This window comes from Bradyrhizobium sp. Leo114 (assembly GCF_055229415.2).
The window spans coordinates 1-16,254 of sequence record NZ_JBUYEN020000015.1 but is presented as its reverse complement, the minus strand read 5'-3'; the positions used below and the strand labels follow the sequence as shown (position 1 = coordinate 16,254).

The window sequence follows — 16,254 nt, the reverse complement described above, 5'->3', positions numbered from 1 at the left end:
CATGACGGTCAAGCAGGGCGAGATCGTTGGAATCATCGGACCCAATGGCGCCGGTAAGACATCGTTGCTGAATGCCGCTGCCGGACTCGTGCGGCCGTTCTCAGGCTCGGTCCGCTTCGGTGCTGACCTGCTGGAAGATGCAACGCCCGACGTACGGCTGGCCCATGGTCTGGTGCTCGTTCCGGAGGTGCGCGGCGTCTTCCCGATGATGTCCGTGCATGAGAACCTTCTCGTCGGCGCGTATCTCTGTCGAAGCACACAGGAAGTGGCGCGGCGCATCGAGCGCGTGCACCGGCTCTTTCCCATCCTCAAGGACCGGAGGGCCCAAATGGTCGGAACCATGTCCGGAGGACAGCAGCAAATGGTCGCCATTGCTTCCGGCCTGATGGCGTCACCAAAGCTGTTGATGCTGGACGAGCCTTCGATCGGTCTTGCTCCGGTTATCATCAAGGAAATCGGCCGAACCCTTGGTCGTCTGCGCGACGAGGGATTGACCATCCTGTTGTCCGAACAGAATGCCAAGCTCGCGACCGCTATTGCGGACCGAATTTACGTCGTGCAAGCTGGCCGCATCCAAATGGCGAGGACCACAGAGAGCCTCCTCGACGATCCCAAATTTGTCGAATCGTTCCTTAGCCTTTCGTAATCAGCGCTCTCGAGCCAGGGAGACAGGACATGCCGCGCTTCAAGGATTTTATGCCCAGCGGGGTCATTCCCGCGACGCTTGCGGCTTTCAATGATGATCTGTCCATCAACGAGAAGGAAACACGACGGCATCTGGCGCAATGTGCGTTCACGTCGGGTGTCACAGCGGTCACGGTCAATGGCCACGCGTCCGAGGTCCATGCCTGTTCGTTCGAGGAGCAGGAGCGGATCTTGACATTCTCGCTTGAGGAGGTTGGTGACAAGGTACCGCTCATCAGCGGTGTCTATGCCGACGGATCGCAGGAGGCGGCAAGGATCGCCAAAATGGCGGACCGCGCTGGAGCCTCGGCGCTCCTGGTGTTCCCAAGCCAGGTATTCTCTCTCGGAGGCCAGCTCCGCCCCGACATGGCGCTCGCTCATTTCAAGCGCATTGCGGACGCAACGGATCTGCCGCTGATCCTGTTCCAGTATCCGGCATCCAGCCTGGTCAACTATCCCTTCGACACCTTGCTCAGCCTTTTTGATGCCATTCCGAGCATCAAGGCGATGAAGGATTGGTGCAATGATCCAATGCTGCACGAGCGCCACATCCGAACCTTCCAGAATCTTCCAAAGCCGGTAAACGTCCTCACGACACATAGCTCCTGGCTGATGTCATCGCTTGCGATGGGGGCAAAAGGCTTGCTCTCGGGAGCCGGAAGTGTGATCGCGGATTTGCAGGCGGCCCTGTTTGATGCGATCAGCTCTGATGATCTGGCCACTGCAAAGGCGATCAATGATCGCATGGTTCCATTGCAGCAAGCGTTCTACGCGCCACCGTTTCTGGATATGCACAACCGCATGAAAGAGATGCTCGTGATGTTGGGGCGTCTCGACAAGGCTGTCGTGCGTCCTCCACTCGTCAAATTGTCGGACCAGGAGCTGGCGCGGTTGCGGCAGGCGGTTGCCGAGGCAGGGCTCCGGAAGGAAGGCGCTTTCCGTCAAGCGGCCGAATAGACGAAGTGCGCAAGCTTGCCGACAGCGGATTTGATAACTCCGCTGTACGGCTTGTTTCAGCGGTGCGCCAATCGCTCCTCATGTGGCCGCCGTCAGTGAAATGGCGGTGTCGGTGGCTGCGCCTCCAGGATTTTGAACCTGCTCGGTCGGTCTCGAAGCGTAGTTAGATCGCGCACAAAAGGCGACATGTGGCGGACCATCAAAGCGCCGCTAAGCCAGTTTAGTCAGAACAGAGAGGTTCGCGATGTCATCAGCGCCGGCAACGCTCCACGTTCGTGCCAACACCCCTCCGCCGTTTCCGGAGAGGAACATGAGAATACGCCGACTTACGTTTGATCGGCTGGCGGTGTGTCCCTTGACCTGAGCCTTTCACCTATTGAGAGTGATCTTCCCAGTGCTTGCGCGACGTCTCGCAGAGCTGTCAATCGGTCGGGGAGTTGTTCATTCATGATCCGCTGCAGGGGGCCCGTCATTCCGAGCGCATAAAACACGCGTCGATCGGACAGGAATATAGGCACCGCAATCGCGGCCAGGCCTTCGTCGATCTCTCCGATGCATGTCGCATAGCCCCTAGCTCTGACCGCCGCGAGCTCCTGTTCGACCCAAGCGCGGTCGTTCCGGGTGTTAGCCGTGAGAATCGGAAGGTCAGCCGACATCGCTTCGGCCAATACGGCTTCACTTTGATATGCGATGATCGCCTTGGCTGTCGCGGCCGCATGCACTGGCATCTCGATCCCCGGCTGCACATAGCTGCGCCAGCGCACGTCAGGTGACATGGAAATCGCAACGACGACGCGTGCGCCGATCAAGCGGGTCAGATAGCAGGCTTCTGACGTCGCGTCGGTCAGCTGCTGCAAATGTCCGCGGGCGAGCGCGCTGATCCATCCATCATCAGCGGTTGCGTGCAAAAGGCGCAGCAGACGGTCGCCAAGCTGATAAGCACGGCCACCGACATTGTCCTTCGCAAGCCCAGCGCGCACCAAGCCCTTGAGCAGCCGGTGTGCAGACGTCTTCGGGAGATCGAGCAACGAGGACACGTCTGCCAGGGTGAGTGCACCAGGAAACGTGGCCACGAGCTCCAGCACTTGCATGTAGCGGTCGAGCGGGCCCGCCGCTTCATCTGACGTTGCCATTCAGGATGTCCTCGAGGCGGAAACTTTGTGCATGCGTGCCTAACCCAGCGGCTTGACTCGGCCGACGTGAGCAGATTAGCCTTACGCAATATCGGAATATTATTCCGGAAATCGGAACGAAGGTCAATAGTAAATTGCAGGGGAGGCCCGGCGGGGCATCAGCGACCCCAGGGGCTCAGAAGGGACAAACATGAGGATGACGAGGCAGGAGTTCTTGAAAGCGTTGCTCGCGGCGGCGGCGATGCCGTGGGCGGCGGCAGCCCGCGCGCAACAGGGGAGCCCGATCGTCGTCGGCGCGACAGTGCCGATGACCGGACCGCTGTCGCTTACCGGCAAGCAGTATCACAACTCGCTGATGATGGCCGAAGAGGATATCAACAAGGCGGGCGGCATCAACGGACGCAACCTCAAGATCGTGTTTGAGGATACGCAGGCGTCCAACAGCACGGCGGTGAATGCCTTCGTCAAGCTGGCACAGGAAACCAAGCCTGCGCTGTTCTTCCTGTCGAGCTATTCGACACAGAATCTGGCAGTGGCGCCTGAGCTGAAGAAGGTCCAGGTGCCGGCGTTCTACGCGGGCGGGGCAGATGCTGTGGCCGAAAGCGGCAATGAGTGGATGTTCCGCGTGCGACCGGCCGACAGCGTGTCCGCCGAAGGCATGGTGCAGTGCGCGCTCAATGTGCTGAAGGCGAAGAAGCCCGGCATTCTCTACATCCAGAACGACTTCGGACAAGGCGGCGCCCAAACGGCGGCCAAGCGTTTCGAAGCCGCCGGTGTGACCGTCGCTGGCATGGAGGCTTATGGACAGAACGATAAGGATTTTTCGGCGCAGTTGCTCGGTCTGCGCGGCAAGGGCGTCGATGTCATCCTGATCTTCAATTACCCGCAGGACGGCGCGCTGGTTTTGCGGCAGGCGAAGTTGCTCGGCCTCAAGATGCCGCTCGTCACGTCGTCAGCGGCTTTGGTGCCGGCGGCACTGCAACTTCTGTCGCCCGCCGATCTCGACGGTGTGTGGGGGGTGGTCGACACCTTCATTGACCCGGCGGTAGGCGGGCGCATGCAGGATTTTGTCGAACGCTACAAGACGAAATTCGGCACCGATCCGGATCCCTACGGGCTCGCCTACTACGATGGCGCGATGCTCGCGGCCGAGGGCCTGCGCAAGGCGGGGACCGATCCCAAAGCGCTGCGGGACTGGCTGGCCGCCGTGAAAGACTGGCGGGGCATCGGCCACGTCTACTCCTACGACGCCAAGGGCAATGGCGTATTCGATCTGGCGGTCGTGAAATCCAAGACGGGGACCAAATCGCTGGAGCTGGTTCAGAGCATCAAGCTGAACTGACGCTCGAAGTGCCGATGCGCGGGTGCGCCCGTGCTGCGGATCACTGCAAATCATGCCGCGGGCGGGCTGAACCTCCGCCCGCAACCGTCGGCGACCATCGAAGCCGCCCTGCAACACACGACCAGGACGACATGACGGATTTCATCCAGCTGTTCATCAACGGACTTGCGATCGGTGGCGTCTATGCGCTCGCCGCAATCGGGTTCGTCATTGTCTATTCCGCCACCGGCGTCGTGAACTTCGCTGCCGGACAGTTCGTGATGTTCGGCACTTTCGCCGGCGTGGCCATGCTGCTCAATGCCGAGCTACCCTGGCCAGTGGGCTACGGCGCGGCCCTACTGGCGATGGCGCTGTTCGGGGCGCTGTTTTTTGCGGTGCTTTATCTGCCGCTGCGCAAGAGCCCGGTGGTGACCATCATCATCGGCACAGTCGCGATCGGCATCACGATGCAGAACGCGGCGCTGCTGGCGTTCGGGTCCTGGCCGTTTCGATTGCCGTCACCGGTGGAGGGGGTGAATCTCACGATCGCAGGCGCCACGATATCTGCCCATGCCATCGCGGTCGTGGTTGTCACTGCCGTCATGGTTGCTCTGCTTTGGCTCCTATTCTTTCGTACCTCGCTTGGGATCGGCATGCGCGCAGTGGCGCAGGACATCCAGGCGGCGCGGTTGATGGGCCTCAAGGTCAACCGTCTGCTGGCGCTGTCGTGGGTCCTTGCTGCGCTGCTCGCGGGCATCGCGGGCTTGATGCTTGGTCCGATGTGGTTTGCCGACACCAGCATGGGCGATCCAATTGCGCTCAAGGCGTTCGCAGCCACCATCATCGGCGGCTTCGGCAGTCTGCCGGGCGCGATTGTCGGCGGCCTGTTCGTGGGGCTCAGCGAGGTGCTCGGCGCATCCTACGTCTCCTCGGCCTACAAGGATTTGATTTCCTTCGGGATCATGATCTTGTTCCTGCTGGTGCGGCCGCAGGGTGTGTTCGGTGAACGCGTCCAGGATCGGGGCTGATCGATGTCGATGCGCTTTCCGCTCCTGCTTGGCATTGTAATCCTGATCGCGGGTCTCGGCCTGTCGATGCTGCTGACCGATTATCATCTTCGGCTGCTCAATCTCGCGGTGATCTCTGCGATCGCCGTCATCGGTCTTAACTTTGCCTTCGGTTATGCCGGGCTGATCTCGCTTGGCCATGCGGCCTTCGTCGGCACCGGCGCCTACGGCGTGGCACTGCTGACCACGCTGCTGGGATGGTCGCCATGGTTGGCGCTGCCCGTCGCAGTGGCCGGCACGGCGATCTTCGCCGTGCTGATCGGCCTTCCGCTCCTGCGGCTGAAGGGCCATTATCTCGCACTGGCGACGCTGGGTCTCAACGTCTCATTCTCCATTGTCGCCGCCAACTGGATTGAGCTGACCGGCGGCACCAACGGCATCTCGCGCATCCCCGAGCTGCAGGTCGCAGGCCATGCTTTGGCTGACGAGCGCAGTTACCTGTGGTTCGCGCTCGCGGTGCTGGCGGTCTCCGCTGCCGTCGCCGGGCTCATTCATGCCTCGCGCCACGGGCGGGCGATGATCGCGGTGCGCGACGACGAGACGGCGGCGTCCATGACGGGGATCGACGTCACGCGGGTGAAGATCGCGGCGTTTGTGCTGTCGTCGATCTATGCCGCCGTCGCCGGGGGCCTGTTCGCCTGCCATATGCGCTTCATCTCGCCGGAGGACTTCAGTTATGCGCACTCCATCACTTACCTTGCGATGCTGATCGTCGGCGGCGAAGGCTCGATCGTGGGGGCCATCCTGGGGGCGCTGCTCCTGACCTTCCTGCCCGAATGGCTGCGCTTTCTCGGCTCAGCCTATCTGGCGTTCTTTGGTGTTTTTGTTCTTGCCATTCTCGTCTTCCTGCCTTCGGGCCTTGTCGGCTTCCGCTGGCCGGGCGGCCTCCGGCGGGACGGGCGCTCGAACGAGCCGGCGATGGTCGCTGCGTCTAAGGAGGTGCGCCCATGAGCTTGCTGCAGGCCACCGGAATCGCCAAGCGTTATGGAGGGCTCACCGCGCTCTCGGATGTCGAGCTTTCGGTCGGAGAGGATGAATTCATCGCAGTCATCGGCCCCAACGGTGCCGGCAAATCGACTCTGCTCAATGTCCTGACCGGACTCGTCCTGCCTGACAAGGGCAGGGTGTTGCTCGAAGGGCGCGACATGACGCGGGCGGCGGCTCACAAGCGAGTCCGCGCTGGCTTGGGGCGAACTTTCCAGCACGGGCGGCCGTTCGCGAGGTTGAGCGTGCTGGAGAACGTCATGGCCGGCGCGGCCATCCAAAGCCGTCGCAGCGAGGCGGAGCTGCGCAAGCGGGCGATGACGGTGCTCGACCAGATGGGTCTTGCGGCGGACGCGCAGGCGGCGATCGGATCGCTGTCCTATGGTCGCCGGCGCATGGTCGAAATGTGTCGAGCACTCGCCTGCGAACCGCGCGTGCTGTTGCTTGACGAACCTGCCGCCGGCCTCAACTCTGCCGAGGTTGATCAACTGGCCGACCGGCTCTCAGACCTGCGGGCGAAACATCGGCTCGCCATCGTGTTGATCGAGCACAACATGGGCATGGTGATGCGACTGGCGCAGCGCATCGTCGTGCTCAATTTCGGCTGCAAGATTGCCGAGGGCACGCCATCTGAGATCCAGCGCGATCCCGCAGTGCTGTCGGCTTATCTCGGCGAAGGTCATCGTCATGCTGGCGTGTAAGGATCTGACGGTCGCGTATGGCGACATCGTCGCGCTGCAGAGCGTGACGCTGGAGGTGGGGCGGGGCGAGACGGTCGCCCTGATCGGCGCCAACGGCGCCGGCAAGACCACGCTGCTGCACGCGATCTCGGGCCTGAACCCGGTTCAGTCCGGCGACATCATGTTCGAAGGCACATCGGTTGCGCGGCTCGCCAGCGATCGTCGCGTCGCGCTTGGAATCGCCCAGGCGCCGGAAGGCCGACGGATTTTTCCTGGCCTGACGGTGGAGGAGAACCTGGCACTCGCCACGGTAAACTGGCGACGCTGGCGTCAGCCGATCGCCGGCGATCTCGCGCGGGTGTTCGATTTGTTTCCGCGCCTGAAGGAGCGTCGTCGGCAGCTCGGCTGGTCGCTGTCCGGAGGTGAGCAGCAGATGCTGGCGATCGGACGGGCACTGATGGCGCGCCCGCGCTTGCTGCTGCTCGACGAGCCGTCACTTGGCCTCGCACCGCGCCTGGCCGAAGAAGTCTACGAGCGGGTGAGGCAGATCGCTGACAGCGGGCTCACAATCCTGGTGGTGGAGCAAAATACGGTCCTGGCGTTGTCGGTGGCGGACCGGGCCTACGTCCTGGAGACGGGCCGCATCGTCCTTCATGGCGCCGCTGACGATCTCAAACAGAACACGCGCGTCCGCGAAGCCTATCTCGGACGCTGACCTCTCGGAAAAGGAGACAAGACAATGTATCCTGACATGACTTCGCGGTCGAAAGCGCTCTACGAGCGCGCGCTGACGAGCCTGCCGGGCGGCAACACCCGCACAACGGTGTTCATGAAGCCTTATCCGGTCTACGCCGCGAAAGGGGCGGGGTGCCGGGTCTGGGACGTGGACGGCAATGAACTGATCGACTGTATCAACAACTTCACCTCTCTGATTCACGGTCATGCCCATCCGGTGCTGATCGAGGCCGCCACGCGGCAGCTCGCGCTCGGCTCCGCATTCGGCATGCCGACCGAGTCCGAGATTGATCTTGCCGAGCTACTCGCCGCACGCCTGCCGTCGGTGGACCAGGTGCGGTTCGCCAACTCCGGCACGGAAGCCGTGATGATGGCGCTGAAGGCAGCGCGTGCGTTTACCGGGCGACCGAAGATCGCCAAGTGTGAGGGCGCGTATCATGGTTCCTACGACTATGCCGAAGTCAGCCTCGATCCGGCGCCGGCAGACTGGAACGGCAACGCGCCAGTCTCCGTTGCCTATGCGAAAGGCACTCCGGACAACGTGCTGGCCGATGTCGTGACGATCCCCTTCAACGATATTGACGGGGCCGTCAGCCTGATCCGCGAGCACGGCCGCGATCTCGCCTGCGTGCTGGTCGATCCGATGCCGAACCGCGCCGGGCTCGTACCCGCCGACAGGGCCTATCTGGAGGCGCTGCGCCAAGCGACGCGTGAAGTCGGCGCGCTGCTGGTATTCGATGAGGTGATTTCCTTCCGCCTCGGCTACCACGGCGCCCAGGGACTGTGGGGCATCGATCCTGACCTGACCACGCTCGGCAAGATCATCGGCGGCGGGTTTCCGGTCGGCGCGATCGCCGGCAAGAGGGATGTCATGGCGGTATTCGATCCGAGCAAGGGTAAACCCGCGCTGCCTCATGGCGGTACGTTCTCGGCCAATCCGGTGACCATGCGCGCCGGCCTCGCGGCCATGGAGCTACTGGACGAGAACGCATTCGTGCGTCTGGATGCGATCGGCGAGGCCGTGCGAAAGGGCATCAACGATGCATTCCGTCGCCATGGCTTACCGGGCACCGCGGTCGGTCTTGGGTCGCTGCTGAAAATCCACTTCTCCGAACGGCCAATCCGCGACTACCGGTCGGCCTACATGACCGAAGGCGAGGCCAAACGGCAGACCCTGTTCAATCTGGAGTTTCTCAATCGCGGCATTCTCGCCGCCGGCTATGGCCTGATGGCGCTGTCGCTGCCGATGACGGACGCTGATATCGAGATCATCATCGGTGCGGCATCGGACGCACTGGCGCAGGTTGCTGCAAAAGCCTGACGCGTCCTTGTGTCGTTGAGGTTGGTAAAGGCGCCGCGTGGGAGCCAATCGGGCCATCACGCCGCAAAGCAATATTGTCTGAGATAGGTGCGAGAATGCCCCACAAGGTCGATCCCATCACTCGGTCCGTCGTTCAGCATCGGCTGAGCTCGATCGTGGCCGAAATGGGCGAAGCAATGCTTCGCACATCCTATTCACAGATACTCAACTCGAGCCGTGACTTTTCGCTCGCGATCTGTGACTCCCAGTCCCGGCTGATCGCCCAGGCCGACCACATCCCGGTCCATGTCGGCGCGCTGCCCTGGGCGACGCGTGCGGTGGAGGAGCGCTTCGAGAAGGTCGCGCCCGGCGACGTCATCCTGATGAATGACCCCTATCACGGCGGCAGCCATCTGCCTGATCTGACCGCGTTCGTGCCGGTGTTCGACGGCGATCGGCGGCTGTTCTGGAGCATCGTGCGTGCGCACCAGAGCGATATCGGCGGCGCGACGCATGGTGCCTACAATCCGGATGCCACTGAAATCTGGCAGGAAGGGTTGCGCGTTCCGCCCATCAAGCTCTATGAGGCCGGCCGGCTGCGCGACGATATCCTCGACATGCTGGCGCTGAACGTGCGCAATCCCTACGACTTCCGGGGCGACCTTGCGGCCATGATCGGCGCTGCGCACATGGGCGAGCGGCGGATGGGGAGGCTGTTTGCCGAATTCGGCGCGCCCGTCGTCGAAGCTGCGATCGAATCGATTCTCGATGCCGCCGAGCAGCAGACGCGTGCGGTGGTCTCGACCTGGAAGGACGGCGTGTTCTATGGGGAAGCCTTCCTCGACGATGATGGTCATGGTCGCAGTGATATCCGCATTGCTGCCAAAGTCACCAAGTCGGGCAGCAAGATCGAGGTCGATCTGTCGGACTCCGACCCGCAGAGCACGAGCTTCGTCAATTCGTCGCACGCCAACATGCATGCGGCGGTGGTGATGGCGTTTGCGTATCTGATCGATGCTGAAATTCCCAAGAACGCTGGCGCATTGCGGCCGCTCACGGTGGTTGCCAAGCAGGGCACGATCGTTTGGGCCGATCCGGGCCGGCCGGTGACGCTGTGCACCAGCCATCCATCCAACGAGATCGTGGAGGCGGTGATCAAGGCGCTCTCGGCATCTTGTCCGGACCGAGCCATGGGTGGCTGGAGCCGGCGATTCCGTATCGCGGTGCAGGGCGAGGATCCTCGCAGCGGGCGCAGCTTCATCTGGCATATGTTTCAGGCGCGCCCGGGCGGTGGCGCTTCGTCGCGCGGTGACGGCTGGTCCTCGATCGGCGAATGGCACACGGTCGGCGGACTCAAGTTCGGCAGCATCGAGGTCGCGGAGGCGCGTTTCCCTTTGCACTTTCGTCATCATGAGTATCGGCCCGACTCCGGCGGTGACGGTCAGTTCCGCGGCGGCCTCGGGGTTGCGCTTGACCTCGTCTTCGAAGTCGAGAAGCCGGCGCTCGGCAACACGGCGGGCGACGGAACCCGGCACGGCGCGTGCGGCATGCTGGGTGGGAAGGACGGTGCGCCGCATCACTACCGTCTGCTGTCCGCCGGACGGCCGCCGCGTGTGTTGCGAACCAAAGAGGTCGGCATCGAGATTCATCCGGGAGATTGCCTAGAAGTGCGCTCTGCCGGCGGCGGAGGATGGGGGCTGCCGGAGCGACGCACGGAGCAGGCGCGCCGACGCGATGAGGTGTGCGGCTTCGTGACTTCAAGCTCAACGACAGAAGTGGTTCAGTAACGATGTTGACGATCGGCATTGACGTTGGCGGTACCTTCACCGATCTGGTCGCCATCGACGCGACCGGGCGCACCGTATTCGCGAAATCGCCTTCCACGCCGCAGGATCAGTCGATCGGCGTGATGAGTGGGCTCGACGAACTCGCGCGCCGCCTCGACCTGTCGCGCGCCGAGATGCTGGCGATGACACAGCGACTGGTGCACGGCACCACGGTTGCGACGAACGCGCTGCTTGAACGCAAGGGCGCGAAGGTTGCACTCGTGACCACGGAAGGCCACCGCGACGTGATCGAGATGCGCGAGGGATTGAAAGGCAACCGCTACGACCTGCGGACGCCGCCGCCGGAGCCGCTGGTGCCGCGCGAACTGCGCTTCGGCGTGCGCGAGCGACTGCGGCCCAACGGTGAGGTGCTGGCTCCACTCGACGAAGCTTCGCTCGGCGAGGCTATCGCGGCGATCCGTGCCTCCGGCGCCACGTCGGTCGCGGTCTGCTTCCTGCATTCCTACCGCAACCCCGCCCATGAGATCGCGGCAGCCGAGCGGCTTGCGCGCGAGCTGCCTGGTGTCAGCGTGTCGCGCTCGAGCGACGTGCTACCGCAGATCAAGGAGTACGAGCGCGTCTCCACCACGATCGTGAATGCCTATGTGGGCCCCGCCGTGCGACATTATCTGACCGGGCTCGAGCGCCGCCTCGCCGAAGCGGGCTTCAAGGGCAGCCTGTTCATCATCCTCTCCCATGGCGGCATGGCTCCGGTGGAGGAAGCCGGGCGCCTCGCGGCGGCGACTGTGCTGTCCGGTCCGGCGGGCGGCATCTCCGGTTGCCGGCGGTGTGCGGAACTGCTCGGGCTGCCGGATCTTGTGCCCTTCGATATGGGCGGTACCAGCACCGATATTTCCCTGATTACCGACGGGCGCGCCACGCTCTCGGCGGATGGAGGACTGGCGGATCAGCGCATTGCGCTGCGCAGCCTTGATATCGCCAGCATCGCGGCGGGCGGAGGGTCGATCGCCAGTGTTGATGCTGGCGGTATCTTTCGCGTCGGTCCCGAAAGCGCCGGCTCAATGCCAGGGCCAGCCAGCTATGGCAACGGCGGCACGGAGCCGACCGTAACGGACGCAAACATCGTCTTAGGCTATCTCGATGCGGCAGCTTTCATGGGCGGACGGCGTCCCCTGGACCGGGTTGCGGCGGAGACGGCGGTCGATCGCCTGGCAGCTTCGCTCGGAGTGACGCGCATCGAGGCGGCTGCCGGCATCTATCGACTGGTCAATCTGAAAATGGCCGATGGCATCCGATTGATGACCTTGCGTCGTGGTGTCGATCCGCGGAGATTCGCACTCCTCAGCTTCGGCGGAGCCGCGGGACTGCACGCTGCCGAAGTGGCGCGCGAGCTCGACATAAAGCGGATCATCGTGCCGACGGAAGCCTCAGTGCTGTCAGCTTGGGGGATGCTGACCAGTGACCTGCGCTACGAGGTGAGCCGTACCCATTTCGAGGCAGGCACCCGTACGACCGCCTCGGACATTCGCAAGATTTTTGCGCATATCGAGGGGCAGGCCGCGGAGCGGTTGCGCGGCTGGTTTGACGGGCCGATCGCAACGGAACGCTCCGCCGAAATGCGCTATGGCGAGCAGGTATTCGAGGTCGACGTACCGCTCAGTGACGTCAACCTCACTGCGCCGTCGCTGGTTGCCGACATTGAAGAGCGGTTTCATCGTCGTCACGAGGAGCTCTATACCTACGCTTCCCGCGATCAGGAAGTTGTGTTCGTCAATGCGCGAGCCGCAGCCGTTGGTGCAGTTCCCAGAACTGCGCAAGCCAACGCGCCGACGCCGGCGACCGAGCCAAGTGCGCGACCCGCCGCCAAACGGCAGGCCTTCTTTGGCAATTGGCGCGAGGTGCCAGTCTACGCTTTGGAAAGACTGCGCCCGGGGCATGTGCTGGAAGGTCCCGCGATCATCGAGGCCGAGACGACAACGGTCGTCATCAACAGCGGCGATCGCGCGGCGGTCAATGCGCTGGGATGGCTCGATATCGAGCTTGGGGTCGCGGGAGAGGTTTAGGGGCGAAGCTTGTTGCCACATGGGGTGCTCGGGGAAGCTTCTATCGAGCGTGGCCGCAAATTTCAGCTGAAATGGGGGGTAAGAATCCGCTTGTTGTGCTCGACGACGCAGATCTCACCGTCGCCGTGGAGGCTGCTGTGAATTCTGCCTTCTTCTCGACCGGCCAACGCTGCACGGCCTCTTCCCGCCTCATCGTGACGAAGAGCGTCCACGACAAATTCGTGGCCGCGCTCCGTGAACGTCTCAAAAACATCGTCCTGGACGACACGCCGTTTGGCCTTTCCTCTGGCATAGCCACGACGAGTCTCAAGCATGCCACACATTTCAAGCGCAATGCGGAAGCTGACATGGTGATGGTGAACCTACCTACTGCGGGCGTCGATTTCCATGTACCGTTCGGTGGCCGCAAGAGCTCCTCTTACGGAGCGAGAGAGCAGGGCAAATATGTCGCCGAACTCTTCACCACGGTGAAGACGGCATATACGTTGCCCTGATAGACATGAAAGTGGAGGCGGAGCACCCCAGCGGAGCATAAGGATGAGGCGATGAACGAGATAATTGGTTACCCCGACCCCGGCCTCGACCTGTCGGACGGCTTCAAGCCGCACACCTCGCACTGGGGCGTGTTCTCGGCGCGTCACAGCGAGGCTGGACTCGAAGTCAGGCCTTATGCGGGGGATCCTGATCCGAACGGCATCATCGGCAACTTCCCCGGCGCGTTGCGCCACCAGGCTCGCATCGCCCAGCCGGCGATCCGCCGCGGCTGGCTTGAGCGTGGTCCCGGCCCCGATGATCGCCGCGGCCGCGACGAATTCGTGTCCGTCAGCTGGGAGAAGGCGCTCGACCTCCTGGCCGGTGAGCTATCGCGCATCCGCGACACACGCGGCCCCGGTGCGGTCTTCGGCGGTTCCTATGGCTGGTCGAGCGCCGGCCGCTTCCATCACGCACAGAGCCAAGTTCACCGCTTCCTCAACATTGCGATGGGCGGCTATGTGCGTTCGGTAAACACCTATTCCTCGGGTGCGTCCTCGGTGCTGCTGCCGCAGATCCTGGCGGGTTACGAAGACATCACCAAGCGCAACGTCACCTGGGAGCAGATCGCGGCCGAAAGCGAGATCGTGCTGGCGTTCGGCGGCATGGCGCTGAAGAACTCCATGGTGGCCGGCGGTTCGATCAGCAAGCATGTCGAGCGCGGCGCCATGGCCGCGGCGCGCCGGCGCGGCTGCGAGTTCATCCTGGTCAGCCCGCTGCGTGACGATCTGCCCGCCGAGGCCGGTGCCGAATGGATGACGCTCGTGCCCGGCACCGACACGGCCCTGATGCTCGGCATCGTCCATACGCTGGTCAGCGAAGGCCTGCATGACCAGGCCTTCCTCGATCGCTACACCCAGGGTTGGCCGGTCTTTCTGCGCTATCTGACCGGCGAGACGGATGGGCAACCCAAGAACGCTGAGTGGGCCGCCGCGATCTGTGGTGTCGACACGAACACGATCAGGAAACTCGCCCGTCGGCTTGCCGGACGGCGCGCGCTGATCACCGTTTCCCATTCCCTGCAGCGCTCGGAGCACGGCGAGCAGCCGGTCTGGATGGGCATGGTGCTGGCGGCGGCTCTGGGCCAGATCGGCCTGCCTGGAGGTGGCTACGCTTATTCGCTCGGCGCGATCGGCTATTACGGCCGCCGCGTGAACGACGTGCCGGGGCCGACGCTAGGGCAAGGCCGCAATGGTGTCGCGGATTTCATTCCAGTGGCGCGTATCGCCGATATGCTGCTCAATCCCGGCACCACCTATCGCTACAATGGCGAGACACGCGTCTATCCGGACATCCGGCTCGTCTACTGGGCAGGTGGCAATCCCTTCCATCACCACCAGGATCTCAACCGCCTGCGCAAAGCCTTCGCCCGGCTCGACACGCTGGTTGTGCATGAGCTCGCCTGGACCGCCACGGCCCGGCACGCCGACATCGTTCTGCCCTGCACGATGACGCTCGAGCGCGAGGACATCGGCTATTCCACCAACGATCCACTGATGGTCGCCATGCACCGGATCGCCGAACCGTTTGGCCTTGCGCGCGATGACTATGAGATCTTCTCCGATATTGCCGAGCGTCTCGGGAGTCGTGAGGCCTTCACCGAAGGCCGCACGGCACGGCAGTGGCTGGCACATCTCTACGAACCGACCCGCACCTCGCTCGCCGCGCGCGGCCTCGCGGCTCCGAGCTTCGAGGAATTCTGGGAGCGCGGCAGCATGATCGTGCCGCAACACCTCGACGACGGCGGCAAGCTGCGCGGCTTCCGCGAGGATCCGATCGCTCATCCCCTTCCGACGCCGAGCGGACGCATCGAGATTTTCTCGACGAAGATCGCGGGCCATGGCGACGCAGACTGTCCGGGCCATCCGGTCTGGCTCGAGAAGACAGATGTGCCCAAGCCGGGCTCGCCGTGTTTCCTCGTCGCCAATCAGCCGGTGACGCGTCTGCATAGCCAGCTCGACTTCGGCGGACATTCGACCGGGGCCAAGCATCGCGGCCGAGAGGTCGCGCGCATGAACCCGCGCGATGCGGACGTTCGCGGAATTGCGGATGGCGACATCATCCGCCTGTTCAACGAACGCGGCGCCTGCCTTGCCGCGGTGCACATCACCGATGGCATCGCTCCCGGTGTTGTCCAGCTACCGACCGGCGCGTGGTACGACCCGATGGATCCGGAGGAAGAGACACCACTCTGCGTTCACGGCAATCCGAATGTGCTCACCCGCGACGTCGGCACCTCGTCCTTCGCGCAAGGCTGCACCGGCCAGCTTACGACTGTCGAGGTGGAACGGTTCAGCGGCAATCTGCCGCCGATCCGCGCTTTCGATCCGATGTAGCGGACGTGACATGCCCGATCACGTCTGAGCTCTGATCGCATCGGACTGAGCGAGAATCGACGAGTTCACGCTGCGAGCTGAGGTTGAAACACCACATCGGCGTAGTAGTTGGTGGAACTGAAAGTGTTGGTCGGGAAGAGTCCGGCCGAGTTCGTTCCCCCGTAAGCATAGACGCCATTGCCGCCTGACGTAGCGCTGGATGGCGCCGTCAGGGCTCCGCTCGTGAGCGCGCTGGTGAAGAAGTTGCTGGTGGCTGCATACTCGCCGTTTGTGTGATAGGACGCGACATAGGTGGTGTTGGCGGCGATCGAGACCGGCGTCGCCAAGGGCACGGTCTGCCAGCCGCTTGCGGTGGTGTTGGTGAAGGTGGCGCTGGCAAGCTTGGTGCCGGTCGAGCTCCACAGATCGAGAAGATCGGTGCCGGTATCGCCGGGACTGCGGTAGAATTTGAGCGCGGTGATCTGGCCGGCAGTGGACGAGGTGAACTTCACTCCGACCTCGAGCGCGGAGCCATCGTTCAAACTGGTCTGCGTCGGGGTGTTCGACGCAGTGAACAGGCTCACCGTCGTGGACGTCGTGGTCACGGCGATATTGAAGGTCTCACTGGCAGAGAGGCCGGCCGGATCGGTGGCCGAAACCTGGATGCCGGCGGTGCCGACATTGGCCGATGCGGGCG

At 63.3% G+C, this 16,254-nt stretch carries 13 protein-coding genes and 1 pseudogene; 12 read left to right on the top strand and 2 right to left on the bottom strand.

Translation table 11 applies throughout. From position 1 onward, the window contains the following. The first annotated feature begins 1 nt into the window (after position 1). Positions 2–646, top strand: coding sequence for an ABC transporter ATP-binding protein (locus ACZIRK_RS19355; RefSeq protein ID WP_207230997.1), 645 nt, complete (start codon positions 2–4; stop codon positions 644–646). Positions 647–675: 29 nt separating this feature from the next. Beyond that, positions 676–1,641 carry a dihydrodipicolinate synthase family protein gene (locus ACZIRK_RS19350; RefSeq protein WP_130225234.1) on the top strand — a complete coding sequence of 322 codons (966 nt, stop codon included), beginning with the start codon at positions 676–678 and terminating at the stop codon, positions 1,639–1,641. A 326-nt stretch (positions 1,642–1,967) separates the two neighbouring features. Here ACZIRK_RS19350 and ACZIRK_RS19345 read toward each other — a convergent pair whose 3' ends face one another. Next, positions 1,968–2,774, bottom strand: a complete 807-nt coding sequence (locus ACZIRK_RS19345) for an IclR family transcriptional regulator (RefSeq protein WP_130225235.1) — start codon at positions 2,772–2,774, stop codon at positions 1,968–1,970. Positions 2,775–2,964: 190 nt separating this feature from the next. On the opposite strand from ACZIRK_RS19345, the gene ACZIRK_RS19340 reads away from it, so the two are divergent. From ACZIRK_RS19340 to ACZIRK_RS19295, 10 genes and pseudogenes are all read left to right on the top strand, one after another. Continuing rightward, positions 2,965–4,116 (top strand): ABC transporter substrate-binding protein, encoded by a 1,152-nt coding sequence (locus tag ACZIRK_RS19340; protein ID WP_130225236.1) that lies wholly within the window; start codon positions 2,965–2,967, stop codon positions 4,114–4,116. Between the two features lie 131 nt (positions 4,117–4,247). After that, positions 4,248–5,123: a branched-chain amino acid ABC transporter permease gene (locus ACZIRK_RS19335; RefSeq protein ID WP_165435162.1), complete on the top strand. Its 876-nt coding sequence runs from the start codon at positions 4,248–4,250 to the stop codon at positions 5,121–5,123. Between the two features lie 3 nt (positions 5,124–5,126). Then, positions 5,127–6,113, top strand: a complete 987-nt coding sequence (locus tag ACZIRK_RS19330; protein WP_130225238.1) for a branched-chain amino acid ABC transporter permease — start codon at positions 5,127–5,129, stop codon at positions 6,111–6,113. Next, positions 6,110–6,847 carry an ABC transporter ATP-binding protein gene (locus ACZIRK_RS19325; protein ID WP_130225239.1) on the top strand — a complete coding sequence of 246 codons (738 nt, stop codon included), beginning with the start codon at positions 6,110–6,112 and terminating at the stop codon, positions 6,845–6,847. The genes ACZIRK_RS19330 and ACZIRK_RS19325 overlap by 4 nt, the downstream gene beginning before the upstream one ends. Then, positions 6,834–7,541 carry an ABC transporter ATP-binding protein gene (locus ACZIRK_RS19320; protein WP_130225240.1) on the top strand — a complete coding sequence of 236 codons (708 nt, stop codon included), beginning with the start codon at positions 6,834–6,836 and terminating at the stop codon, positions 7,539–7,541. Before ACZIRK_RS19325 ends, ACZIRK_RS19320 begins: the two co-directional genes overlap by 14 nt. A 24-nt stretch (positions 7,542–7,565) precedes the next feature. Then, the gene (locus ACZIRK_RS19315; RefSeq protein WP_463327951.1) at positions 7,566–8,882 is read left to right on the top strand and encodes an aspartate aminotransferase family protein; all 1,317 of its coding nucleotides are present in this window, start codon (positions 7,566–7,568) and stop codon (positions 8,880–8,882) included. Between the two features lie 95 nt (positions 8,883–8,977). Beyond that, positions 8,978–10,648: a hydantoinase B/oxoprolinase family protein gene (locus ACZIRK_RS19310; RefSeq protein WP_130225242.1), complete on the top strand. Its 1,671-nt coding sequence runs from the start codon at positions 8,978–8,980 to the stop codon at positions 10,646–10,648. A gap of 2 nt (positions 10,649–10,650) precedes the next feature. Then, on the top strand, positions 10,651–12,711 hold the full coding sequence (locus tag ACZIRK_RS19305; RefSeq protein ID WP_130225243.1) for a hydantoinase/oxoprolinase family protein: 2,061 nt from the start codon (positions 10,651–10,653) through the stop codon (positions 12,709–12,711). Between the two features lie 36 nt (positions 12,712–12,747). Further along, a pseudogene (locus tag ACZIRK_RS19300) lies at positions 12,748–13,205 on the top strand (aldehyde dehydrogenase family protein); the annotation flags it as partial. Between the two features lie 51 nt (positions 13,206–13,256). After that, positions 13,257–15,578 carry a molybdopterin guanine dinucleotide-containing S/N-oxide reductase gene (locus ACZIRK_RS19295; protein ID WP_130225244.1) on the top strand — a complete coding sequence of 774 codons (2,322 nt, stop codon included), beginning with the start codon at positions 13,257–13,259 and terminating at the stop codon, positions 15,576–15,578. Positions 15,579–15,643: 65 nt separating this feature from the next. Here the strand turns inward: ACZIRK_RS19295 and ACZIRK_RS19290 are convergent. After that, a partial coding sequence (locus tag ACZIRK_RS19290) for a DUF4082 domain-containing protein (RefSeq protein WP_463327950.1) occupies positions 15,644–16,254 on the bottom strand: 611 nt, incomplete at its 5' end.